The following is a 24,615-nucleotide window of genomic DNA, read 5'->3' on the forward strand; positions in this document are numbered from 1 at the left end:
TCTTTGCCATTCACCTTCAGCACACAAGAGCAGGTACACATGATCCACAGTATGACCGCCTACGCCCGTCAAGAACTCAAGGGCGATTGGGGCAACGCGGTTTGGGAAATCCGCTCCGTTAACCAGCGCTATCTCGAAACCTACATTCGCATGCCTGAGCAGCTACGTAGCCTTGAGCCTGTGGTACGCGAGCGTTTTCGCAAGCGCCTAGCCCGCGGCAAAGTGGAATGCAACCTGCGCTTTGATACCTCACAAGCCAGCCAAGATAAGCTCACCATCAATGAAGCCTTGGCCAAGCAAGTGATTCACGCCGCCAAGTGGGTGAAAGAGACCGCGGGTGAAGGCAACATCAATCCGTTTCAAGTCCTGAACTGGCCAGGCGTGATGGAAGCACCGGAGCAAGACACCGACGAGCTACACCGCGCCTTATTAGCTGGTCTTGATGAAGCACTCGATGCCTTTATCGCCGCACGTGCCAGCGAAGGCGAGAACATGAAAGCCCTGATTGAGCAACGACTCGATGCCATTAGCGCCGAAGTGATCAAAGTGCGTGAAAAGATGCCCACCGTGATTGAGTGGCAGCGTGAACGTTTAACCACGCGCTTAGAAGAAGCACAAGTGGAACTCGACCCAGCCCGCGTTGAACAAGAAATGGTGATGCTAGCGCAAAAAGTGGATGTTGCAGAAGAGCTTGACCGCTTGGACTCACACGTTTCAGAAGCACATAAAATCCTCAAAAAAGGCGGCGCCTGCGGCCGACGCTTGGACTTTATGATGCAAGAGTTCAACCGCGAAGCTAACACCCTCGCCTCCAAATCAATCAGCACCGAAATCACCGCCTCCGGCGTCGAGCTCAAAGTGCTTATCGAGCAAATGCGCGAGCAGATCCAGAATATTGAATAATGTTTATGACTGTTCACCCATGTCATAAACATTATTATAATCATAAATTTATTATATTTTGATGGTCATGGCGTTCGTGTAAGCTCTGCCAAGTTTGGGTAGTAGATTGGGGAGTATTTTCTCGCTACATTGTATTAGCGAGATTGTACTCCCCATTTTTTTGAGGCACGAAAATGGGCAAGCTATACGACAAAACCGTCAAGAAACTTATCCGAGAAAAGCCATCTGTTCGGCATGCCGACGGTAACGGCCTCTACCTAATGACACCAAAGCGCGGCGATGCCTACTGGATGCTGCGTTACACCACACCGGCCACAAAGCTCCGGCGGGAATACACCATCGGTAAGGTTGAGGACTGGTCACTGGCAGATGCTCGTGATGAGGCGGCGAAACTGAGGTTGGCGATCAAGCGTGAGGGGGCTGATCCGGTTCAGGAGCGGCACAAGGTTAACCAAAACCCCTTCAAAACACTTAATGATCTTTACGCCGACTACTACGCGCTTCGCAAACGAGAGATCGCGTCTCACCAAAAAGAAAAGAGCCTGTACGAGCGTGAGGTGGCTGGCGCATCGAAAAAGTGGAATTGGACAAAGTCCATCCCGTCGATATTAACGAGAGCCTACGCGACGTCACCAATGGCTATGACGACAATAAGCCTCGCTCGGCCAGCAAGCGCTGCAAACCCAAACCGCGCAACACGACCCGATCATGAGTGCGGTGCTTGATGCGATAAACAACATGCTGATTGACTTTATGGCCGCCATGGCCAGAAAGGATTACGAAACCCGTCGCGCCCGACAGCAACAAGGTATTGCGGCCGCCAAACAAGCCGGAAAATATAAAGGGCGCCAACCCGACAGCGAGCGCCACCAAAAAGTGCACCGCTACCGAGAAATGGGGATGAGCTTAAAAGAAGTGGCCGACGCTACCGGATACAGCCGATCGCAAGTGTGTCGGATTTTGGCGAAAAAATAGGGCGCCTTAGCGCCCTTAGTATTTATCAGTTGGGTAGGGAACGGTAGTGGGAAACTACGTGCTCCCAGCGACCGAAACGAAAGCGTGGGTAAGCCATTACAGGCACCACTTTTTTCTTTCTTGCTTTCGGAAAGCGAACGCCGTTTTTCATGAGATACTCCTCATTTTAATGAGAGAGGGATCCCCATGAGTTGAGATAGGCCGAGTTTGTGCGTATTATTGAATCGTATTGAAATAGTACACACCTCAGAGCCTGGGACCTCTCAGTAGTAGAGCTATTTTGCTTGTTGGCGCAAGCAAAACCCCATCTCAACGGTAAATAGGCATATCTATTGGCGTAGATATGCCTTTTTATTTCTCTCTTCTTACCCCCTTAAACGGGCTTCCATCCCGCTTTACGTTCATAAAGCGACCAGTGTTCGCATCTCGCTTCACCCAATGCCCTGAAGCCGTTTGAGTTTGAGAGCGCTCTCTTACTGCACCGTGTCGGCGGTTATCGCCAGATACACCATTTTTAGCCATACTTTCCTCCTTTTTCGTCTTTAGCATGGATTGATCACACATTAACCAATCCTCTTTTTTTATTCAATGCATAGATCTAATTTTTAGTTAAAAATAATCTTGCCACCTACAATTTAAATACGTGCGTTAGGTTTTCTGTTACAATCGAGGAAAGAAAGAGGGCTATATCATGACCACGTATCGAGACTTAAAAGCAGAGGACGTCTCCCTGGCTGAGCGCATGGCTTATATCGATTTTAAGCTGCAGTTCACGGGGATGATTAACCGCTCTGACTTAAAAAACATGTTTGGCTTAGCAGAAGCAGCATCATCCAAAATGATGAAAATGTATACCGATCGCTTCCCTGGCAACATGGGCTACAACAGGAAAAAACGTGCTAATACAATAAAATCGGATACTTTTAAACCTTTTCTGGATCTCTCTGCGGATACAGCATTAGGCATGCTCGCCAATGGGTTTAATAAAAACAAAATACTCACTGAGCCTATGCTTCCCTACGCACGGATAGGTATCCCCAACAGCCACCTTGATGTAAACAACGTAGCTTGCATTACTCGAGCTATCGCCGGTGGCTACTCGGTTACAGCAAACTACTTCTCTGCTCACAGCAAAGGCGAATCTTGGCGTGAAATCTTCCCATTAGCCATTTTCTTTAACGGCAAAACGTGGAGCTTTCGAGGGTGTTGTAAAAAAGACAGCCCTGAAGGCGTGTTTAAAAACTTTGACTTTGCTAGGGTCAAAGAAGTAAAAGCCAATGAAGACAACAGGATATCGAATGAAGAAAGCTTGAGTAACGATAAGATGTGGAGCACTCAAGTTCCGCTACTACTCATCCCACATCCGAGCCTGCCAGAAGATCAGCAAAACATCATTAAGATGGATTTTGGCTTTATGCACGATACGAAACTGATCGTGTATGAACGAGCAGCACTGGTCTATGTGATGACGAAACTTTGGCAAATTGATGCTCGAACCGACGACGAAGTCGATAAAGGACCTCAGTGCGATCCGTTGCAATACCAGTTTAAACTCACCAACCAAGACATGGTTGATGTCGTCATTAAAGACTTAGAGTCTCGCTCACAGGACTAGTTAAAAACAACGTAACCGCTGCGGGATTGATCGCGACCGATAAAACTAAAAAAGCCCGCAGAGACGGGCTTTATCCTCAAGCGACCACTAAATGCGTGGATCATTATCCGCCATCTGTACGGGTAACGTCTGTATAGGCGCTTCACACAGGTACCAATAATGAAAATCACCATTTGGCGGAACACCAATTGGCTCTTCGCGCATAATCATAAGACCATGATTCATCAACTTTTTGTTGATAGCATGTATCGCATTAGAAGGATTTGAAATATCAGTCACCATCCTGATTTGATGGGTATTGATAAGAGGGGTGTCAACGACGGCTACGAAGACCTTAGCCATTTTGGTTTCTCTGGAGCCTTGATAGAAGAGCCAAGAAAGGTGGTCAGTTTCACGATCTGAAAGAGTGATTGGCTCAAAAGCCAGGGCCTCAATTCGAGGCTTTGTTGCATGATCTTGCATAATAATAACCTTAAAAATTTAATAAGAGATGTACACAAAGCCCTCACTTAATTTGCACGAAAGCAAGAGCAATGGCATTAGCAGTCATTTTTCACAACCGCTTACTTTTAATATAACATTTTTTACAACAAACACAAAATGCCCACTCGGAATACCGAGTAGGCTTAAATTTTCGCAATATCTAGGTCGTGCATCCTAGATATCACTTTATCTCTTATTAAATCTGTAAAGTAACTTTACAAGGTCGAATGTAAGACCTGTCGACAGGGGTGTCAAACTGTCACCTCCCTGTTCTTTTATCGACCTCCTCCCGCAGTAAAACCATTGGTTTTCTACCACAGAAAGCCCCCTAAAAGACGCTCTGAGACGATTTCTACCTTATGAGAAGGAACATCCCCGCCATAATGTCCGATGACCCCTGTGACCCGATTTGGGTCAATAAAACATTTATCTTATAAATGATTTTTTTGTGATTTACCGCACAGTATACTTATATCCGATTCGAAAACCGGCCATACACTATATCTTTTGCCCTTTGAAAAACCTCTCAACCTACCAGCACAGAAAAACCAATACCGCAAAGGAAAGTAGAGGTATACGGCCAATTCACCCGTCGCGCCCGACAGCAACAAGACATTGCCGCCGCCAAACAAGCCGGCAAGTACAAAGGACGCCAACCCGATATCGAACGTCACCAAAAAGTGCACCGCTACCGAGAGATGGGGATGAGCTTAAAAGAAGTGGCCACCGTTGAAATCAAGATCTTCTGACAATCGACTGCTGTTGTAGCACATGCGTAGGGAGGTGCCGCCAATAAAGGTTAATCGCTGCAGAACGCCTTGCTTGATCAACACATCCATAATGTCATGATGCAAGATCTCTTTTTCGATCACGGGCGTGACTGATGCATAGTCAGGGTTTGACTGTACGATTTGGCGAATTTGTTGCTTCAGCATACGCTATCTCCTACACGCTCACCCATACTTAGCTCTCCAGCATATGTAGATTGCGGCGGCAGTGCTTTAGATCTGCAATCGCTTGTTCTTTGAATGCGCGATACATTTGGATGTCGGGGTCATAGTATAAATTAGGGGCGATTTTTTCGACTGGCCTTTTAGTATGGGTAAATTCGATCACGCCATAAGGCGTATTAAAACAACCACTTCGACCTTTAGTCACTACCGTGGTCCTGCCCATCACAATTTGCGAAATATCACCGGTATGACTGAGCTGGCTTTCCAAGCTAATGTAATTCAATACCCCACTACGTAACTTTTTGATGATTTTATAAATAGCTGTCTCAGGCTCAGGGGGAGTAATCATACTTTCATAGACCCCTTTCACCACTCGTCTTAGCAAGCCCTTTTTTACGCTATCTGCGAGGAGTTTTCTAAAAGCAGGATCACAGGGCACACCCAACATAAAAGCAAGCTCAGCTGCACTGTGAACGCCTCCGCCAGCGCGAACCGCTTTTGCGAATACGTTTAGTAGCTCATCAGACTTTGCCATAGGTCTACACTAAATTACCAAATAACTCACTTAGCGTAGACCTATTATTAAACCAGCGCAAGAAAATGGTCTACACAAAGTTACTCTATAGGTAACAATGTGTAGACCTATAGAAGCACATAAAGGCTTTTAGCCAATCAAAACTTAAAAGTATTTTTTGCTAACAACACTGGGTCTGCCTGAGGTGGCCCCAACCATTTAAGCAAATCGCTCAAGCGATTTAACAGTGCTTTACGACGGCTATTAGGCTGCCACAAACCGCTTAAACCGCCGCAGAATCACCGTGAGACGGGTAGGCTTCGCAATATTGATGAAGATAGCGTGATGCCGCATCATCGCCTCTGGCGCAAGTGCGATTTGCTTGCTCGTACGTTTGCTGGCAACCAGGCTCACACTGGCGATAAATAGCGGTTAACGCGTTCACAGACAACGCCTCACCGCTGTGCCATGGCTACTGCCTCAAATACTCTCCCCGTGTTCGATGCGGTAGCCAAGATCGATGTGGCTCGGCCAGGTGTCGGCGCCGCGGAGTCGGGAGATAAGCTCGGTGGCGGCGACGCGGCCGATTTCTTCTCGGGGGGTGATCACTGTCGCCAGTTTGGGGAGCATGGCTTGGCTGATGTCGTGACCGTGAAAACCGGCAATCGCAATGTGTTCCGGCACCTTGATCCCGCGTCGTTGGCATTCATATAAAGCGCCAATCGCCAGGTCATCGTTGGTGCAAACAATGCCATCCACCTCGGGATGTAACTCAAGGATCTGGCCGAGTAACTTGGCCCCTAAGGTAAATGACGAGGCGTCTTCAGTTTGCAGGCTGATCGGCGTTTGCTGGGTTTGAGCAATCGCTTGATGATAACCCTCAAGCTTTAAGCGCGTGCGCTCATCCATACGGGCGGCAAAATACGCAATGCATTGGCGCCCTTTTTCAATCAGGGCGTTGGTCATATCCCGCGAGGCTTTGGTGTTGTCAAAACCGACCGCTTGCTCGAGGCGTGGCGACACGCTATCCATGATTTCAATCACCGGAATCGAGGCGGTTTGCAGCATTTTGCGCGCTCTGTCGGTATGGACATTTTCCGACAAAATGATCGCATCGACGTTATACGAGAGCAAAGACTCAATGCTCTGCTCCTCAAGCGCGGCGCTATAGCTATAGTGGGCAATCATGGTTTGATAGCCCTCTGGTGAGGTGACCGATTCAATCCCGCGGATCACTTCGGCAAAGACTTGGTTGGTCAGCGAAGGCACCAGTACGCCAATCGCGTGGGATTTCGCATTAGAAAGAATATCGGGGGCGCGGTTGGGAATATAACCCAGCTCCTCTACCGCCAATTGGATTTTTTCACGGGCGGCGTCCGAGACCATCGCCGGATCGCGTAAACAGCGGCTTACTGTCATTTTGGTGACGCCGACTCGATCGGCAATGTCTTGTAATGTCGGTCGCTTTTTCTTATTCGCCATCTGGGTCTTTCGTTGATGCAGTCTTGTTTTGGCTCCATCATACCCACTCTTTGGGCCTTTTTGTTGTTACGTGTAACAAAAAGGCGCGCCCATCACAGCGCACCTCCTATTATCGTGTTTGTTGGCGCTTTGGCTGCTCACTCCAGGTCAAATGGTACTGGCGTGACTCATCGTCATCCACGCGTGCATAGCCATGAGCGCCAAAATAGTCGCGCTGAGCCTGAAGCAAGTTAGCGGGTAACACCTCGCTGTACAGGGCATCAAAATAACTCAATGACGCCGCCATCGCGGGAATAGGTACCGCCGCTTGCGCGGCACTGGCAACGGTCGCACGCCAGCCGGGAGCTTGGCGGTTCATCGCTTCGGCAAAGGGCGCGACAAGAAGTAAATTAGCGACATCTGGCGTCTGTTGATACGCGCTGGCAATCTCGCTTAAACATTGCGCGCGGATAATGCACCCTGCGCGCCAAATCTTGGCAATTTGCGCAAAGTCCAGTGTCCAGCCTTGTTGCTGCGCGGTGGTGTTGATCAGGTCAAACCCTTGGGCATACACCGATAATTTGGCGCAATACAGGGCGTCGTGCAGGTTTTCAAGCTGGGTATCAATATCATCATACGCAACAGACGTTAGGTTTATGCGAGTTCTCGCTGCCGCCAATCGCACCGTTTTTAAGCCACTTTGGGCGCGAGCAAACACCGCCTGGGCAATGGTTGGAGCCGCGACACCGGTTTGCAGCGCATTCACTGCCGTCCACATGCCTGTTCCCTTTTGGCCGGCTTTATCCAGCACCACCTCGACGAACGGCTTACCTGTGATAGGGTCTGGGGTTTGCAAGATCTCGGCGCTGATTGCCATCAAGTAGCTATTGAGTGGCCCTTGGTTCCAACGAGCAAAACATTGGCCAATTTCCACCGCCGACAGCCCTAGTGCTTGCGACATAAAGTGGTACGCTTCGGCAATTAACTGCATGTCCGCATATTCAATGCCGTTATGTACCATTTTGACATAATGACCCACACCCGCCCCGCCCAAATAAGCGGCACACGGCTCACCCTGCTCAAACTGGCCCACAGGCTGACCGGCGTGATCCACTTTTGCCGCAATCGCCAACCACATGGGTTTAACCTGCGCCCACGCTGACGCATCGCCACTGGCCATCAGCGAGGGGCCGGTGCGAGCGCCCACTTCCCCGCCGGAAATGGCGGTGTTAAAAAATCGCAATTTCCCTTGGTAGTCGCGGGCGCGTCTTTCGCTATCCGTCCACAGGCTGTTGCCGGTGTCGATAACAATATCGTCAGGTGCGAGCCCCGCTGCTAGCAACTCACGGATCACCGTGTCGACCACCTCGCCGGCAGGCACCGACAAGGCGATAACGCGCGGCGTTTGCAAACTGGTCAGCAGCTGAGATAGCGAATCAACCACCGTTAGCTGCCCCTTGTCCGATGCCTGATTGAGGGGTAACGCGGCCTCATGCGCCGCTTGCCGGTGGTGCGGGTCAATATCAAAGCCTGCGACATTAAAGCCGTGATCGACAAGGTTTAAAGCCAGGCTTTTCCCCATCACACCTAATCCAACCAGACCTATCTGTGATGGCATCATGACTCCATCTCCTTTATTTGTTGCAACGCGTGCGCGACCACAGTATCGACGGGGTAAGAGATATCGACAAACAAGGCCTCTTCAGCGCTGGGCTCGACCAAGGCGTCAAATTGGCTACGCAGCATGGCCTCACCATGAAAATAATGGTTAGCCCGTTTTTGTAGCCGCGACCAAATCGTAGCGTAATCCCCTTGCAGGTAGACAATCACTAACTCTGGGTTGTTTTGTCGCAGAACGTCGCGGTATTCCGGCTTTAATGCTGAGCAAGCAATCACCGCTGCCTCATTGTCGGTGTACAGACGGTTCAAAGTACGTAACCAACCGCTGCGGTCAGCATCAGTCAGTGGGATCCCTTGCCGCATTTTTTCTACATTGTCAGCAGGGTGATAATCATCACCGTCATAAAAAGGCAGGTCGAGTGCACGGGCAATTTCACTGCCAATCAGGCTTTTGCCGCACCCTGAAACCCCCATGATTAATAGTTTTTTTACTTTCATTGCACACCACAACCCTTAGCCAAGCCACACGCTAGCGATAACACCTTGAGAACTCGATATTGCTGTTTTAATACCATGATCATTGCCACCACATTGCCAACTCAGGGAAGATAATCACCAATGACAGCACGAACACTTGCAGGGCGATAAAAGGCAGGAGTGAGGTAAAAATCTCACCAAGACTAATGTCTTTCGGGGCGACCGATTTAAGATAAAAGGCAGCGGGTCCAAATGGCGGCGAAAGGAACGACACCTGCATGTTGAGGCAGAACACCACCCCGAACCAAATGGGGTCAAAACCAAGCCCGGTGATGATGGGCACAAAAATCGGCATGGTTAACAGCGCCACCCCGACCCAGTCTAAAAACATCCCTAAGACGAGTAAGATCACCATCATGATAAGCAAGGTACCTATTGCACTGCCGCCACTTAGGCTCAGGATCACTTGTTCAACAAAATCAATCCCGCCCATCAAGTTGTAGATTCCCACCAGGGCGCTGGCACCAATGCCAATCCACATGATCATCCCGCAGGTGCGCATAGTGGCAATTGCGCTCTCTTTGAGCATCGAAAGATTCATCTCACCACGGACAATCGCAGACAGCATGATCCCCACAACCCCTAGCGCCGAGGCTTCAGTGACCGAGGCCACTCCAGTGTAAATACTGCCAAGTACCACGGCTACCGAGAAAAGTGGGAAAAACAGCGCTTTAAAGTAGCTCACTTGCGGCTCATCGTCTTCGCCGCTGTCGCTTGGGATCGGCGCCAGTGACGGGTTTAACTTACAACGAATCAACACGTAAGCGATGTAACAAGCGGCGAGAATAAAGGCGGGGAGAAAGGATGCCTTGAACAAATCACCAATCGATACACTGGCGGTCATACCGTAGATAATCAGTACGATACTGGGCGGCAGCATGGTCCCGAGCGCGCCCCCTGCGCACGTGGTCCCGATCGCCAGTTTGCGATCATAACCAAGGCGGAGCATTTGCGGTAACGCCAAGATCCCCAATAGCACGGTTTCACCGCCAATCACGCCAGACATAGAAGCCAGCAACACCGCGACTAAAATGGTTTGTACCGCGACCCCGCCTCTCACCTTGCGCCCTAGGGACTTCATGGCATCGAAAAGGTCTTTGGCAATGCCTGACCGGTCAAGCAGTGCTGCCATCAATACGAACATCGGCACGGCTAAAAAGACGTAACCAGAGGCAAAACTGTAGGTACGGCTGGCAATTAATGGCATCGCCTCGGGGCCAAACCAAAAGAGGGTAAAAAAGATCGCCACAAACCCAGACACAAACGCCAATTGCATCCCAGTGAGCAGCAGTCCAATCAGCATCACCAGCATGAGCAGGCTTCCCCACGCTAGTCCAATCGAAGATAAATCAAACATCGTCTTTGTTCCTCAGCCCCATAAGCTCTTGGATGAGATGCAATACAAACTGGAGCACAAGAATGCACAGCGCGATAAAAATCAGCCCTTTAAGCAGCGCCGGATAGGGCGCATTGAGCACAGACCCTGAGGTCTCAAGTCGTAGCTCGCCCCAAGGTGCAAACCAGGCTTCCTTGGCAAGCGAGTAGGATGAATAGGCCAGCATGCTGGCAAACGCGAGTCCGACGAGGTGATGAACCAGGTTGAGGTATTTGCGCGTTTGTGACGACACCGCGTCGTAAACTAAGACCACACGCACATGGCGATTGGCCGCAAAGGCATAAATACCACCGATAATGAACAAGGAGCCGCCGATAAATGAGGCAGTTTCATGCACCCAGGTGGTGGGCGAATCAAACAGGTAACGCATCACCACTTCGTAAAATGAGATAAAAACGGTGGCGATAAATAGCCAACTTAATAAATGGCTTACCTTAATGATCGCCCTATCGAGTACGTTTCTTGGGTGCTCGTCGGGCTCGGGCGGGGTATGAGGCGTTTGTTCAGTCATAAAATGGGTCCACAATCAGGAGGGCAGCGCCCTCCTATCACTGGCAAGACAAGGATGAATGCTTACAACAAGCCATTGGTTTCTAAGAACTCAGTGACTGAGTCATACACTTTTTGTGCATTCGGTGAGCGCTCGGCAAACACTTTCCATTGGGTTTTGGCGATTTCACGAAACTTCTTGCGCTCTTCATCCGACCAATCATGAATGGTGATCTCTGGGTTGGCTTTGGCCTCTTTCACGGCTGCCATATCTGCCATTTTCAGTTGGGTGGTCATGTCGTAAGAAAAATCCCGCACCGAGGTTTTCAAAATGGTCTGCAAGTCTTCTGGCATCTTGTCCCATTTTTTCTGCGCGATAGAGATATCGATCAGTGGCAACGAGTGGAAGCCTGGCTGCACTGGGTGCGGTGCAATATCATTCATGCCCGCTTTTTGGTTGGTGGAAAACACGGTGTAATCGGCCGCATCAATCACCCCTTTGCTCAGACCGGTAAACACTTCCGAGCCCGGCAAGTTAACCGGTGTGGCGCCAGCGGCGGCAAACACTTGCTGCACCAAGCCTTCTGGGGCACGCAGCTTGAGTCCTTTAAGATCAGCCACGCCGTCAATCGGTTTTTTGGAAATAAACGACTCAACGCCCGTGGTCGATGCGCCTACAAACTGCACACCATACGGGGCGTAAAGCTCGGTCATCAGCTCATTCCCGCCACCGTAATTCATGTATTGCAGCAGCTGGGTGGTATCGGACCAAGCACCGACCATATTACCAATCAAGCCAAAGGCCGGATCTTTGCCGGAAAAGTAGCCCGTGGCAGTGACATGGCCGTCCAGGATCCCCATTTTTATCGCCCCGAGCGTCTCGGTGTGTTTCACCACAGAGCCGACAGGCAATAAATCAATATTGATTTGGCCATCAGACATGGTCTCCACACGGTCAGCCCAGCGCTGCTGAACCTTAAAGTTGAGATCACCTGAGGGATCAGACGATTGGATTTTCAGATTAAAATCCGCCGCCATCGCTGACACAGAGAACAAGCCAGAGACAGAGGCAGCGAGCAGGGTTTTCGTTATTGCTTTCATAGTAGGATGTCCTTGTTTTATTTCCATTTATTCCATCAAGCTGGAATGCGAGTGGTCGAAACGCTGGATGTAATTGTTATGTTACCAACCTTCTACGCTGCAAAGTTACCGGTAACACTGATGCATGAACAGAGATCGCACTCACACTTACTGATTAATTTGTCACAAGGATAAAGCAAAGAGGAAGAAGTGTGAGACACACCACATTGGCGGTTATCGGGCTAGCGTCCTCGGCAAAAAGCGCAAGCATGAGCCGATGCCCACCCTGAAACAGGGTGGGGAAACAGAACTAGCGGGTGGTTTCAGGCTTTTTTTCGCCCACCGACTCGTGCTGAATGTCCGCATCAGCGGCTGGTTGCTCAGCGCGGCGCTTGTGTTTGCGATATTTGGGGTGGGTGATCGGAATGGCAGAGAGTAGCTTTTGCGTGTACTCGTGCTGCGGCTGATGATAGACGGTTTCGGTCGGACCCTCTTCCACCACATGACCAAAGTACATCACTGCCACTTTATCGGAGATATGACGAACCACCGATAAGTCGTGGGAGATAAAAATCATCGCCAAGTTCATCTCTTGCTGGAGTTTCAGCAACAGGTTAAGAATCTGGGCCTGCACCGATACATCCAAGGCGGAGACGGATTCGTCACAAATAAGCAGTTTCGGTTTAAGGGCAATCGCCCGCGCGATACCAATCCGCTGGCGCTGACCGCCCGAAAACTCATGCGGGTAGCGGTTTACCGCATCGTGGGGCAATCCGACTTTATCTAGCAGCTCAAGTACCCATTGGCGGCGCTCTTTCGCGGTGCCTATATTGTGAATAATAAAGGGCTCTTCTAAGATCCCGCCGATGGTGTGACGCTGGTTTAGCGACTCGAGCGGATCTTGAAAGACAATCTGCATATCTTTACGCAGTGGCCGCATCTGACGTGGCGATAAATGGGTGATGTCTTTACCTTCAAAGAAAATGTTCCCTTCGGTAGGCTCAAACAGCTTAAGCATGGTACGGCCAAGGGTGCTTTTGCCACACCCCGACTCACCCACCAGCCCGAGCGTTTCACCTTGGGACACCGAGAGCGATACGCCATCGACGGCTTTAATGGTGTAGCCTTGACGAAGCAGGCCTTTGCCCGAGACAAAATACTGCTTCAGGTTTTCTACTCTGAGGACTTCCTTGCTCATCGCGTTCTCCTGCAACTACGGGGATGATGGCGCGGCATCAAACGCTTCCAACGGGCGAATATCAATCATCTGTTTGGGTTGATGATGACGCCCCGGCATTAATCCCAATAAACGCTTGGTATACGGATGGGATGGGTGATCAAAGAGGGTGAAAATATCCGCCCGTTCACGAATTTGGCCGTCGTACATCACCGCCACATCGTCACACACCTCGGCGACTACCCCCAGATCGTGAGTGATAAAAATCACCGCCATGCCGGTTTCTTCTTGCAGCTCGTTAATCAAGTCCAAAATCGAGGCCTGCACCGTCACATCCAAGGCGGTGGTTGGCTCATCACAAATCAAGATATCGGGTTTGCAGGCCAGTGCCATGGCGATCATTACCCGCTGACGCATCCCACCGGATAGGTTATGCGGGTACTCGTTCAGTCGCTTTTCTGGCATCGGGATTTTCACCTTGGCCAGCATATCGAGCGCACACGCCGCGCGCGCTTTTTTATCCAGCTCTGGGCGGTGTAGCATCAAAACTTCATTGATTTGCCGACCCACGGTATGCACCGGGTTCAGTGCCGTCATCGGGTCTTGAAAGATAATCGAGATCCGATTGCCACGCATCGCGTAGCGCTCTTTGGCGGGCAAGGTCACCAAGTCGGTCCCGCGGTACAAGATTTCGCCGCCCGTCACCTGGCCGTAGGGCTTAGGGAGCAGGCCCATGATTGACATTGCTGTGACACTTTTGCCACTGCCTGATTCGCCCACCAAGCCGAGCGTGCGCCCGGCTTTTACGTCAAAGCTTACCCCGTGAAGTACCTCACGGGGGCCGTCGTCAGTGGTAAAATTAACGGTCAAATCCTTAACCGAAAGAATGACATCCTGCGTCATAATCGCCCCTACAGCTTGTATCTGTCATCAATGATAGTCACCGGCTCAAAGGCTTTGTCGTCGTCCATGGCCTCTTCGGTGGCGTCTTTCATCTCTTCATCAATCCAGAAGGTACCAAAGCCCATCACGCGGCCACTGGTGACCATTTTTTCGGTGCGCTTGGTCATTGCGTTGTCTGGGATTTGTACATAACGCCAAAAACCTTGACGCACATACGGCACCATGTACCCAGGTACAATCACACTGGCTTCTGAGATCTTAGCGCGGATCTGGTGCGACAGCTGGTATTTCTTCGCCATGTCGAACTCGGTTTTGTACGCCATGATCAGCTTATCCAACGCCGGGGAGCTGTAATTGGTGTGGTTGTTGGTTTGCTTTTTATTAGCGTTATCCGAGTGGAAGTATTCCCAATAGGCCGGGATTTCTGAGGTGCCCATATTGAGAAACGCCAGCTGATGCTTTTTCTCCAGTATGTATTTAAACGCCGATGAGCCATCAACCAGGTGAATGGTAAAGTCCAACCCTGCTTTTTTCGCTTGCTCTTTCAAGTAAGCGATGCGTGGGGTGTGGTGTTGATATCCATAGGTGATCGCAAAGCTTAAACGCTCGCCTTTGTCGTTAATACGAATGCCATCGGGGCCCACTTGGTCAAAGCCAGCTTTTTCGAAATAGCTGATCGCTTTTTCAGGGTCAAACGCTGGCGGTGTCGCACCATCGTTGTCGTACTCACCATGACCATGCCCCATTGCATGTGGCTTGCGTGAGTAGTCACCACGGGTAATATTTTCAATCATGCCATCAAAGTCCGTGGCATAGAGGATGCCTTTGCGCACATTGATATCATCGAGCAGCGGCATAGCCGTATTCATCCATAAACCGCCCGCGCCAACCGGTAATTCGTTGTGGCCCCAGAATTTGGTGATGTAGCCTTTTTTATAAGGTTCAGATTGGGTTTTGTCGTGCCACACATCCGGTAATAGCAAATCGAACACATCCAAGTTGCCTTTTTCAAAGTGCTTCATGGCGATATCGTTATCCCGGATCACCCGCAGACGGATCTTATCGACGTTATAACGGTGCTGATAATAGGGGTTGGTGTAGCCCCACCAGTCATCCACATGCTCAAAGGTGACGCTACGGCCTTTTTGCACCCGCGCTAACTCGTACGGGCCCACGGTGGGGGTCGCTTTGAAGTTATAGCGACGTACAAAGTCGTCGGCAATGCCGTCTTGGTTTTCATCTTTACGCGGATTGGCGTAAAAGTGCGCGGGACGTGGGACCAAACTACCCAAGGTATACATCAGATCTTCGTCGCTTTTCTCTATTGCAGTCGATATCGCAATGGTGTGTTGGTCAATTTTCTCGACTCCACCAATGGTGTTGGTGTAGTACTCGTTGTACCAAGGCGCAACAATGTCTTTCGAGCGGTAGAACTGCATCATAAACACAAAATCATCAGCGGTGACGGGCTCGCCATCCGACCAGGTCGCCTCTGGGTTCAGCTTGAAGTAGATGGTTTTATGATCATCGCCAAACGCCCACTCGTTGGCCAAATCCGGGATCCATTCCAGTGTGTCTGGGTGGCGCTTTACCAATGAAGGCATTTCATCGAGAAAATAACTGCGCAGGCCTGAGTTGGAGTCTGGGCCAACCGTGCGCAGCGTCTGGGGAAAGGAGCTTAAGTGTGAGCGCAAAACGCCGCCACGTTTGGCGTTGGGAGAGCCGATTTTAGGTGCATCCCAATTGGTTTGCCAATTAAGGTTTTCAGGCAAATCCGCCGCCCAGCCAGTCAGGCTAAACATTGAAATTGAGGTCGCAAGGATCAGTTTTTTCATCGTGATTTCCTTATCGTGATTCAAACATTGCACATTGTGTTTAACGTTAGTCGTAACGGGTGAATTTTTTCGGGTCGAACGCCGCGCGCACCGCTTCACCAATGAAGGTCACCATCACCAATACCACCACCAGTGAGGTCACTACGGACGCAACAATCCATGGTGCGTCCAAATTCGATTTGCCTTGCTGCAACAGCTCGCCCCAACTGGGCGTCGGCGGCATCAGCCCAAGGCCGAGATAATCCAGCGCTGTTAGCGCGGTAATATTGAGGGCGATGGTGAAAGGCGCCAAAGTAACAATCATCACCATGGTGTTCGGTAAAATATGACGGAAAAGGATCCGGCTGGTCGACGCCCCCAGCGCCCTCGCGGCCATCACATAATCGCGCGCTGACTCTTTATAGGTCATGGTGCGCATATACCAGGTGATCGCCATCCAGCCAAATAGCACGTTAATCCCTACAAACAGGGCAAAGGTGGGCTGAAGAATCGAAACCAAAATCATGATCACGTACAAAAACGGCACCATCGACCAGATTTCGATAAAGCGTTGGAAGAAAAGGTCAAACTTGCCGCCCCAAAAGCCCATCGCACAGCCAACGGCTGTACCAATCGCATAGGAAGCGGCCATGGTGAGTAACGCAAACCCCATGGCGATACGAAAGCCGTACACCAAGCGAGCGAGAATGTCGCGGCCAATCTCATCGGTACCGAGATAATGCTGATGCTCAGCGCTCGGCGCTGTCGGCGGGAAATCACCGCTAAAGTCTTGCTCCAGTGGGTTCCATGGCACTAGGGGCATCACCACATAATTGTCACCGCCTTGTGCGGCAAAGGCTTTGGCAAGTTGACGATAGTTGGCTTCGCTAGTGCCCACTTGACCAAAGTCGCTCGCCAAGTACACATCACTCAGTACCGGGAAATAATATTCACCGTCGTATTTGACCATTAACGCTTTACTGTTGATAAAAAGCTCGGCAAACAGCGACAACACCAGCATGGTGGTCAAGATGATAAACGACCAGTAACCGCGTTTAATTTGCTTAAAGCTGCGGATTTTCTTTTGAGTTAAAGGGCTAAACGTCAACATATCAAGATCCAAACTTCACGCGAGGGTCAACCAAGGCAACACAGATATCGGAGATAATATTGCCGGCCAGCAGTAATAGCGCATTGATGGCGACAATGCCCATCACCACCGGATAATCGCGCTCCATAATGGACTCATAGCCCAGTAAGCCGATGCCATTGATATTGAAAATGACTTCAATCAAAAACGCGCCGGTCATAAAGAACAACAACGAGTTGCCAAAATGGCTAGCAATCGGGATCAAGCTGTTGCGCAGCGCGTGCTTGCGCACCGCCGAGCGGAACGGTAACCCTTTGGCAATCGCCGTACGGATATAGTCCGCCGAGAGGTTTTCCATTAGGTTGTTTTTCATCGTCATGGTCAGGGTGGCAAAGTCACCAATCAGATAACAAATCAGCGGCAGTACCGCATGCCACATCACATCTTTGGCGCGTTCCCAAAAGCTGGTCGCGTCGTAGTAGGCATCGCCCACAAAGCCCCCCATCGGGAACCATTCGAGGTGATAGCTAAACAAGGTGATCAGTAATACCCCGACCACATAGCCAGGCAAGGCAAACCCAATAAAAATCAGCACAGAGGAGGACGAATCAAACACTGAACCGTGTTTGAGGGCTTTGTAATACCCGAGCGGAAGAGAGATAAAGTAGCTGATGAAGAAGGTCATGCCGCCGTAAAACAAGGAGACGGGCAGACGCTCGGCGATCATGTCGGTGACCGGCTCGTAGTAGCGCGTCGACTCACCCAGATCGAAGTTGGCGAGCTTGCCCAGCCAATCGACATAGGCTTCTAGCACGGGTTTATCGAGGCCGTAAAATGCCTTAAGTTCGGCAATCTGATCGTCCGATAACGCCGAGCTGTCACCAGCACGTTGCAAGCTCGAGCCGCCATCGGCTTGTGCCTGCATTTGCGTCATCATTCGCTCGACCGGCCCACCCGGCACAAGACGGGTGATACCAAAGATCAAAATGGTAATGCCGAGAAATGTCGGGATCACCAACAGTAACCGGCGTAAAAAGTACGACAGCATAGTCCACTACTCCCTGTTGACTGTCTAGACTCAACGACATCTAAACGAGCCGCTTTATTAGTCTATGGTATCGAGTTGTCAGTGCCATCCTAGGCACCGTGGGGCTTTCCCCTCATGACACACGATACTTAAGGCTCCTATATTTATCTTGATTTATCACCACGATCAACGGTCCATGTCCATGAGACCTGATTTTTTTTCTCTTTCGATACCAGCCACTTACAAAATAAAAAAAACAACATTCATTCACATGACAGTAAAATTACAGAATATGACAAACCTATCAATTGAGCATTTGCTCTAGACGCTTAAGCAAAAAAAGTGCATAAATTTCCATAGACGCTACAAACACAATTATCAAATAAATGTCATTTTTTGTTAACTCATGTCAGTTTAAAACTGGACTAACTGCTTTTCCGTTGAACGCGTGAACGCCACTATTACCGATGCACACATTAGGTAAATTATGCGACGAGAAACGAAACCATGTTAAATAGTTGTATATTCTTTACATTCATCTATTACCAGCATATCCACTTACCGCACAACCAAGCACGCTAACCCTGCCTCACATGAAACAATTCTCTAACAATAAGTAAAAGACCAGTTATATAGACATGCTTATGCGCTGCACATCAAAACAAACCACCAAAATAAGCGAAATAAACCATGACAGCGCGGATAGAGGGTGTCGCTGTCACTTGTTTGACGCTTAGACGAAACATTCGGTATATCTGGCTGTCATGCGCGCTCAGGGATAAGAGCAGTACTGAAAATACGCGCTGGAGAAATAGTCAAATGACAGGGAGCAATCAAGGATGAAGACAAGAACAACGGCACTGTCTGTTGCCATTGGTCTCGCAGTGGGATCAGTCACATTCGCCTCAACCGCTATCGCGGAAGAGTCTCAAGAACAAGCCCAAGAGTTGCAGAAGCTGAAAGTCACGGGATCGCGGATCACACGCGCCTCCATGGAGGGCAGTACGCCTGTAGCAGTTATCGGTGAGGCCGAAATTGCACGTGCGGGTGATGTGTCTATTGCCGACGTGCTGCGCAAATCAAGCTATAATTCCTTTGGTTCACACAGTGAAAGATCCGGTTCTAGCGGGCAAAGCCAAGCGACGATGTCACTACGAGGCCTAGGCAGTGTTCGTACACTGGTTCTCGTTAACGGCAAACGCTTGCCTGGGTCGGCTGCGTTGGGGGGCGGTGCTGCCAATATTAACGCGATTCCTGCCGCCTCCGTGGAGCGTATTGAAATCATGGCCGATGGTGGCTCAGCGGTTTACGGCTCTGATGCCGTCGCAGGCGTGGTCAATATTATATTAAAAGACAGTATTGATGGACTCAATGTGACCTTCGGTGGAGGCATTCCCGACCGAGAAGGGGGCGATGAGAAAAATGTGTCTATATCAGGTGGTACATCGGGCAGTGATGGAAGCCTAATGTTCACCTTTGAGCATGATAGCAAAGACGAGATTTATCTTCGTGACCGTGACTTCTTGCGTTCTAAAAATACCGATGCCGCCAGCTTCGATGATATGCGTGGGGTGAGTGTTTACGGCCGCAATGTATTTCATGATGGATCCATAAAACCGATCGCCGGCACCGAGAACAATGGAGAGTGTAAAGATGGCTTTGCTGGTGAAGCTATCTATCCCGGACTGGGGACCGTGTGTGGCTATGATTACACGTCTGAAGCAGCAAAAACAGCTTCTCTTGAGCGTAACACACTGTTTGTAAATGGCGATTTGGCCTTAACCGACTCCACAACCTTTACCTCTCAGCTGCTGATTAACCGCAATGAAAGTTTCGGTCGTTTTGCCCCCGCAGCCGGTACCTTTTCGGTTGATCCAACAACAACCGGCGGCGCACAATTCTTTACTGATAATGGTCTCGATCCTGCTGACGGACCCGCAACGGTTTATTATCGGTTCGACAAAGTCGGCACACGCGATAATACAGTGACCGATTTCCAAGCTGACTTGAACTTTGCTTTAGACGGTTACTTTGCGACTGAGGCCGTTGGTGAAGTGATCTGGGAAACCGGTTATCACACTAACTACTCACAAAGTAGTGAAACAGGCACTGGCTATGTATTTAAAAGCCCTGCCGAACAGCTTGCCAATGACGGTGAATTTGTCGACGGCGAATTCACTGACGAAGCGGCCGATGTTCTCTCAGCCACCACTTCTCGCGATACAGAAATGGAGATGCACCAATTCACCGGTGGGTTGCAATTTGATGTTGCCGAAATCGGAGGGATTAACGTTCCTCTCTATCTTGGCTCTGAATTTACAAGTTACGAGTATTCAGATACTTATGATTCACAAAGCGAAGCAGGCAATATCATTGGTAGTGCAGGTAACTCCGCCGCCGGTGACCGTGAAACTTTTGCGCTGTTTGCAGAATCTGTGCTGTACCTGACTGATGATTTAGAGATGAACTTAGCAGCACGCTATGACGACTATAGCGATTTTGGTAGCGAGATTTCACCCAAGATTTCATTTCGTTATCAACCACAAGATAATCTAATGTTCCGCGCCGGTGCAGGGATGGGCTTTAGAGCACCAACACTGTCCGATCTTTACGCTGCTGATTCACAGTCTAGCGATTACGCTAAAGACTATGTCTCATGTGAAGCTAATGGTACAGCGGACGCTGACTGTCCCGAGCGTCAATATGATGTGATTCGTAAGTCCAATAAAGATCTGGATGCCGAAGAGTCAGTTTCATTTAACTTTGGCGTTAGCTACAGCCCGCTTGAGAACCTTGACTTGGTTGCAGACTATTACAATGTCTCGATTGAAGACACCATTGTCTTAAATACATTGCAGTCAATGATTGACGAGGCACGTTCAAGCGGTAAGCCAAACCCGAACATCACTCGTCAGGGCGGAAAAATTGTCAGTGCCGATGCCGAATGGCTTAACTTAGGGACGCTCGATACATCGGGGATCGATCTTAAGGCTAACTATGCGCATGACCTGAACATAGGTAGTGTTCGTTACGATTTCAGTGGTACCTATGTGCTTGACTATAGTGAGCCTGAGTTCGTCAATGGCCCGGTTAATAACCAAGTGGGCCGTAATGGATTGCCGAAATATCGTTTCCAAAGTGGCGTTGGCTTTAACTACATTGATACCCACGATATCTATTTATCCGCGGATTATATCGATAGCCAAGCTCAAGATATTGACAAGGATTATAACGAGACAGGACACATCACTAGCCAAACCACATGGAATCTGGCCTATACCTACCAGGCCCCATGGGACGGACAACTTTCAGCCGGTGTGCGTAACCTGACTGACGAGGATCCATCTTTTGAGAGTGATGGTGTCACCTACGACGAAGATTTATACAGCATTCAAGGCCGTGTTTTCTTCTTTAAATATTCTCAAAACTTCTAACTCAACACCGGGCGCGGCCTCGCCGCGCCTTATTTCTCCACAATTAACAGGTAACGGATATGGTACGTAAGGGATTAAGTAACGCCATTGTCAGTTCTCTGTTGCTGACGAGCTCGTTTGCGATGGCTACCTCTACCGATGACGTGGTGTCAGCGGTAGAAAGTAAAAATAACGCAGGGCAAGCATCGCAACAAAAAATTGATCAATACAGCGAACAAACCGACAGCATGCTGGCCGAGTACAAAGCCGTACTGCGTCAGCTCGATAGCATGCGTGTGTATAACAACCAGCTTGAACGAATGGTGAACTCGCAAAATAAAGAGCTCGCATCACTGGAAAAGCAAATTGAACAAATTGATCAAACCGCGATGGAAATCGTGCCGCTGACACTCAAGATGATTGATTCACTCGATCAGTTTGTGCAGCTCGATTTACCTTTCCAATTAGACGAACGGGAAAAACGGATTGCCAGCCTCCGCGAGATGATGGATCGCGCGGATGTCACCACATCAGAGAAGTTCCGTCGCGTGCTCGAGGCTTACCAAATTGAAGAAGGCTTCTCACGTAACATTGAGGCCTACAAAGCCAGTATGGCACGTAATGGTGACACTAAAACCTATGATTTTCTTCGCATAGGTCGAACGGCACTTTTCTTCCAATCGCCCGATGGCGCCGAAACCGGCATGTGGAATAAGCAAACCAATCAATGGGAAGCCTTACCCGAAGGCTACAGTGATGCAATTACGCAAGGGCTGCGGATTGCGAAAAAACAAGCGCCACCCGCATTGATCGAGTTGCCTGTCTTTACAGGGGAGAAGTAACCATGAAAGGAATCAAGTATCTATTTGCAGGGATTGCCGCGGTCACATTATCGCTAAGCCACGTGCAAGCCAATACCTTGGATGAGCTACTCAACCAAATTAAAAGCGAGCGCGTTACCGAATCGCAACAAAACCGCGAACGTGAAGCCGCGTTTTTAGCCGATAAAGAAAACCAAGCGGCGCTATTGGCCAAAGCTAAAGAGGAGCTCGCCTTCGAATCGCAGCGAGGTGAAGATCTCAAAGCGACCTTTGATAGTAATGATAAAACCCTCACTGAGCTTAGTGAGACCCTGCGCCAACGCTCAGGATCGCTAGGTGAGATGTTTGGCGTCGTTCGCCAGTTCTCCGGCGAATTTAACGGCTTGTTCAGCGCCTCTCAAAATGCGGTGCAATTTCCTGAGCGGGAAGCACTGCTAACCAAACTCGCTGAAAGTAAAGAGCTGCCGTCGATTACCGAGCTCGAGCAGTTTTGGCAGATCATTATGGAGCAAATGATCGTCTCAGGTGACACCTCGACCGTACCGGCCACTGTGGTGTACGGCGAAGGCAGCGAAGCCCAAGATGATGTCACTCTGATTGGTGAGTTTAATGCCATTGCCAATGGTAAATACCTGACTTATGAGCCAGAAACCGGCAAGTTTGAAGAATTAGCGCGTCAACCCGTCGATTCGATTCTCTCTAATGTTGCCGCCTTTGAGTCAGCCTCTAGTGACTATGCGCCCTTACATATCGACCCATCACGCGGGGTGATTCTGTCATTACTGGTGCAAAGTCCAAACGTTCAAGAGCGTATCGACCAAGGCGGGATTGTCGGTTATATCATTCTCGCCATGGGTGCCGTTGGCCTGCTCATTGCCCTATTCTGCTATCTGCGTCTATCGGTTATCGGTAACAAAATACGCAAGCAGAAGAAAAGTGAAGAGGCGATTGGTAGTAACCCGCTGGGTGAAGTGATCACGGCTTATAAAGAGCACCAAGGTGCCAGCCTCGAAGATCTAGAAGCCAAACTAGACGAGATCATCATGCGTAATGCACCGAAAATTGAGCGCTTTATCGGATCGATTAAGTTATTTGCATCGGTGGCACCGCTACTCGGCCTACTCGGTACAGTAATGGGGATGATTGGGACCTTCCAGGCGATCACCCTATTTGGTACGGGCGATCCTAAACTGATGGCTGGCGGCATTTCCGAAGCCTTGGTGACTACCATGCTTGGCCTTGTCGTTGCGATTCCTTTGTTGTTCCTCTACACCTTTGTCCACAGCAAAGGTCGTCGACTGGTTCAAACGCTTGAAGAGCAAAGCGCTGGCTTTATTGCGCGTTACCAGGAAAAGCTTCACACCGCTGAAAGCTAAGGAGATGTCATGCAATGGATACTCTCTGAACTAGAGTCGATTCGACACTTTCTCGGTATGGGCGGCGATGTCCTCGTCGCCATATTTATCCTGAGTGTCTTTCTATGGTGTGCATTATTGGAGCGTTGGTTTTACTTTATTTTTGTGGCACCACGCGCGGCCAAGTCGGTCGTCACACAGTGGCAACAACGCAAGGACCATAAAAGCTGGGCGTCTAAGCGGATCCGTGAGGAGCTAGTTTCACAACGTGATATTGAAAACAAGCGCGGACTGCCTATTGTCAAAGTACTGATCGCCATGTGTCCTTTATTGGGCTTACTTGGCACCGTGGTAGGGATGATTCACGTCTTTGATACGTTAGCCGTGGTAGGCACAGGCAGCCCACGAGCAATGGCTTCAGGGATTTCCAAAGCCACTATCCCGACACTTGCGGGCATGGTTGCCTCTTTATCAGGGCTGTTTTTTAGTACCCGGCTGGATCACCTCGCCAAATTATCCACGCGCAAGCTTGAAGATAAGCTTAAGCATGTTACCTCGTAAAAGGATTTAAGGTAGCGATATGAAACGACGTTATAGCAATGAAGGCAATGAAGAAGCGGCAATCGACATGACTCCCATGTTGGATATCGTTTTTATCATGCTGATCTTTTTTATCGTCACCACCTCATTTGTGAAAGAGGCGGGGATAGACGTCAACCGACCCAGTGCCAATACTGCACAAACAGTCAGTAAAGGCAACATCATGGTTGCGGTTGGTCCTGCTGGCGATGTATGGGTGGACAAACGCCGCGTCGATGTTGATGCCGTACGCGCCAATATTGAGCGTTTACGAGCGGAGAGCCCAGAGGGCGCGGTTGTTATCCAAGCCGATCAAGAGGCCAGTGCGGGTGTGGTTGTCGATGTGATGGATCAAATTAAGATGGCCGGCGTCGATAGCATCTCGATTGCAGCGAAAAGCAAGGACTAGC

Annotated in this window: 25 protein-coding genes; 9 read left to right on the top strand and 16 right to left on the bottom strand. The window is 49.7% G+C overall.

The features are described 5' to 3' along the window. Window positions 1-39 precede the first annotated feature (39 nt). From C7A19_RS10530 to C7A19_RS10540, 3 genes are all read left to right on the top strand, one after another. Entirely contained in the window at window positions 40-903 is an 864-nt protein-coding gene (locus C7A19_RS10530; protein WP_069361928.1) for a YicC/YloC family endoribonuclease, read from the top strand. Window positions 904-1,076: 173 nt separating this feature from the next. Next, complete coding sequence (locus C7A19_RS10535) at window positions 1,077-1,628, top strand: Arm DNA-binding domain-containing protein (RefSeq protein WP_235614291.1); 552 nt, start codon at window positions 1,077-1,079, stop codon at window positions 1,626-1,628. Beyond that, entirely contained in the window at window positions 1,612-1,878 is a 267-nt protein-coding gene (locus C7A19_RS10540) for a helix-turn-helix domain-containing protein (RefSeq protein WP_077650745.1), read from the top strand. The genes C7A19_RS10535 and C7A19_RS10540 overlap by 17 nt, the downstream gene beginning before the upstream one ends. Before the next feature lie 351 nt (window positions 1,879-2,229). On the opposite strand, the gene C7A19_RS15680 is transcribed toward C7A19_RS10540, so the two are convergent. Continuing rightward, window positions 2,230-2,400, bottom strand: coding sequence for a hypothetical protein (locus C7A19_RS15680; RefSeq protein ID WP_201264080.1), 171 nt, complete (start codon window positions 2,398-2,400; stop codon window positions 2,230-2,232). A gap of 169 nt (window positions 2,401-2,569) precedes the next feature. On the opposite strand from C7A19_RS15680, the gene C7A19_RS10550 reads away from it, so the two are divergent. Further along, window positions 2,570-3,493, top strand: a complete 924-nt coding sequence (locus tag C7A19_RS10550) for a WYL domain-containing protein (RefSeq protein ID WP_077650747.1) — start codon at window positions 2,570-2,572, stop codon at window positions 3,491-3,493. An 87-nt stretch (window positions 3,494-3,580) separates the two neighbouring features. Here C7A19_RS10550 and C7A19_RS10555 read toward each other — a convergent pair whose 3' ends face one another. The 15 genes from C7A19_RS10555 to C7A19_RS10620 all read right to left on the bottom strand — a co-directional run bounded on the left by C7A19_RS10555 (window position 3,581) and on the right by C7A19_RS10620 (window position 18,058). Continuing rightward, on the bottom strand, window positions 3,581-3,955 hold the full coding sequence (locus C7A19_RS10555; protein ID WP_077650748.1) for a hypothetical protein: 375 nt from the start codon (window positions 3,953-3,955) through the stop codon (window positions 3,581-3,583). Window positions 3,956-4,686: 731 nt separating this feature from the next. After that, the gene (locus C7A19_RS10560; RefSeq protein ID WP_198533002.1) at window positions 4,687-4,911 is read right to left on the bottom strand and encodes a nucleotidyl transferase AbiEii/AbiGii toxin family protein; all 225 of its coding nucleotides are present in this window, start codon (window positions 4,909-4,911) and stop codon (window positions 4,687-4,689) included. Between the two features lie 28 nt (window positions 4,912-4,939). After that, a complete protein-coding gene (locus C7A19_RS10565; RefSeq protein ID WP_077650749.1) occupies window positions 4,940-5,464 on the bottom strand; it encodes a hypothetical protein in 525 nt (174 codons plus the stop codon). Between the two features lie 262 nt (window positions 5,465-5,726). Next, the gene (locus C7A19_RS15600) at window positions 5,727-5,888 is read right to left on the bottom strand and encodes a hypothetical protein (protein WP_162300264.1); all 162 of its coding nucleotides are present in this window, start codon (window positions 5,886-5,888) and stop codon (window positions 5,727-5,729) included. A gap of 35 nt (window positions 5,889-5,923) precedes the next feature. Further along, the gene (gene gntR / locus C7A19_RS10570) at window positions 5,924-6,925 is read right to left on the bottom strand and encodes a gluconate operon transcriptional repressor GntR (protein WP_116644859.1); all 1,002 of its coding nucleotides are present in this window, start codon (window positions 6,923-6,925) and stop codon (window positions 5,924-5,926) included. A 109-nt stretch (window positions 6,926-7,034) separates the two neighbouring features. Next, window positions 7,035-8,525, bottom strand: coding sequence for an NADP-dependent phosphogluconate dehydrogenase (gndA, locus tag C7A19_RS10575; RefSeq protein WP_116644860.1), 1,491 nt, complete (start codon window positions 8,523-8,525; stop codon window positions 7,035-7,037). After that, the gene (locus C7A19_RS10580; RefSeq protein ID WP_046074673.1) at window positions 8,522-9,022 is read right to left on the bottom strand and encodes a gluconokinase; all 501 of its coding nucleotides are present in this window, start codon (window positions 9,020-9,022) and stop codon (window positions 8,522-8,524) included. The genes gndA and C7A19_RS10580 overlap by 4 nt, the downstream gene beginning before the upstream one ends. Before the next feature lie 79 nt (window positions 9,023-9,101). Next, on the bottom strand, window positions 9,102-10,418 hold the full coding sequence (locus C7A19_RS10585; RefSeq protein WP_046074672.1) for a TRAP transporter large permease subunit: 1,317 nt from the start codon (window positions 10,416-10,418) through the stop codon (window positions 9,102-9,104). After that, a complete protein-coding gene (locus tag C7A19_RS10590) occupies window positions 10,411-10,968 on the bottom strand; it encodes a TRAP transporter small permease subunit (protein WP_116644861.1) in 558 nt (185 codons plus the stop codon). Before C7A19_RS10590 ends, C7A19_RS10585 begins: the two co-directional genes overlap by 8 nt. Window positions 10,969-11,030: 62 nt before the next feature. Continuing rightward, window positions 11,031-12,047, bottom strand: coding sequence for a TRAP transporter substrate-binding protein (locus C7A19_RS10595; RefSeq protein ID WP_116644862.1), 1,017 nt, complete (start codon window positions 12,045-12,047; stop codon window positions 11,031-11,033). A 289-nt stretch (window positions 12,048-12,336) separates the two neighbouring features. Next, window positions 12,337-13,224: an ATP-binding cassette domain-containing protein gene (locus C7A19_RS10600; RefSeq protein ID WP_116644863.1), complete on the bottom strand. Its 888-nt coding sequence runs from the start codon at window positions 13,222-13,224 to the stop codon at window positions 12,337-12,339. A gap of 15 nt (window positions 13,225-13,239) precedes the next feature. After that, window positions 13,240-14,106, bottom strand: a complete 867-nt coding sequence (locus C7A19_RS10605) for an ABC transporter ATP-binding protein (RefSeq protein WP_082084440.1) — start codon at window positions 14,104-14,106, stop codon at window positions 13,240-13,242. 8 nt (window positions 14,107-14,114) lie between these two features. Then, window positions 14,115-15,941: an extracellular solute-binding protein gene (locus C7A19_RS10610; RefSeq protein ID WP_116644864.1), complete on the bottom strand. Its 1,827-nt coding sequence runs from the start codon at window positions 15,939-15,941 to the stop codon at window positions 14,115-14,117. 46 nt (window positions 15,942-15,987) lie between these two features. Further along, the gene (locus C7A19_RS10615; RefSeq protein WP_046074668.1) at window positions 15,988-17,031 is read right to left on the bottom strand and encodes an ABC transporter permease subunit; all 1,044 of its coding nucleotides are present in this window, start codon (window positions 17,029-17,031) and stop codon (window positions 15,988-15,990) included. Window position 17,032: 1 nt separating this feature from the next. Further along, window positions 17,033-18,058, bottom strand: coding sequence for an ABC transporter permease subunit (locus C7A19_RS10620; RefSeq protein ID WP_077771876.1), 1,026 nt, complete (start codon window positions 18,056-18,058; stop codon window positions 17,033-17,035). 818 nt (window positions 18,059-18,876) lie between these two features. On the opposite strand from C7A19_RS10620, the gene C7A19_RS10625 reads away from it, so the two are divergent. The 5 genes from C7A19_RS10625 to C7A19_RS10645 are packed head-to-tail and all read left to right on the top strand — an operon-like array spanning window position 18,877 to window position 24,614. Continuing rightward, the gene (locus C7A19_RS10625; RefSeq protein ID WP_116644865.1) at window positions 18,877-21,471 is read left to right on the top strand and encodes a TonB-dependent receptor; all 2,595 of its coding nucleotides are present in this window, start codon (window positions 18,877-18,879) and stop codon (window positions 21,469-21,471) included. A gap of 59 nt (window positions 21,472-21,530) precedes the next feature. After that, the gene (locus C7A19_RS10630; RefSeq protein WP_077659122.1) at window positions 21,531-22,292 is read left to right on the top strand and encodes a DUF3450 domain-containing protein; all 762 of its coding nucleotides are present in this window, start codon (window positions 21,531-21,533) and stop codon (window positions 22,290-22,292) included. 2 nt (window positions 22,293-22,294) lie between these two features. Further along, window positions 22,295-23,647 (top strand): MotA/TolQ/ExbB proton channel family protein, encoded by a 1,353-nt coding sequence (locus C7A19_RS10635; RefSeq protein ID WP_069361942.1) that lies wholly within the window; start codon window positions 22,295-22,297, stop codon window positions 23,645-23,647. Between the two features lie 9 nt (window positions 23,648-23,656). After that, complete coding sequence (locus tag C7A19_RS10640; RefSeq protein ID WP_069361943.1) at window positions 23,657-24,187, top strand: MotA/TolQ/ExbB proton channel family protein; 531 nt, start codon at window positions 23,657-23,659, stop codon at window positions 24,185-24,187. 19 nt (window positions 24,188-24,206) lie between these two features. Continuing rightward, window positions 24,207-24,614, top strand: a complete 408-nt coding sequence (locus C7A19_RS10645; protein ID WP_069361944.1) for a biopolymer transporter ExbD — start codon at window positions 24,207-24,209, stop codon at window positions 24,612-24,614. The last annotated feature ends 1 nt before the right edge of the window (window position 24,615 follow it).

The organism is Salinivibrio sp. HTSP, assembly GCF_003390965.1.
In the GTDB taxonomy this organism is placed as follows: domain Bacteria; phylum Pseudomonadota; class Gammaproteobacteria; order Enterobacterales; family Vibrionaceae; genus Salinivibrio; species Salinivibrio kushneri.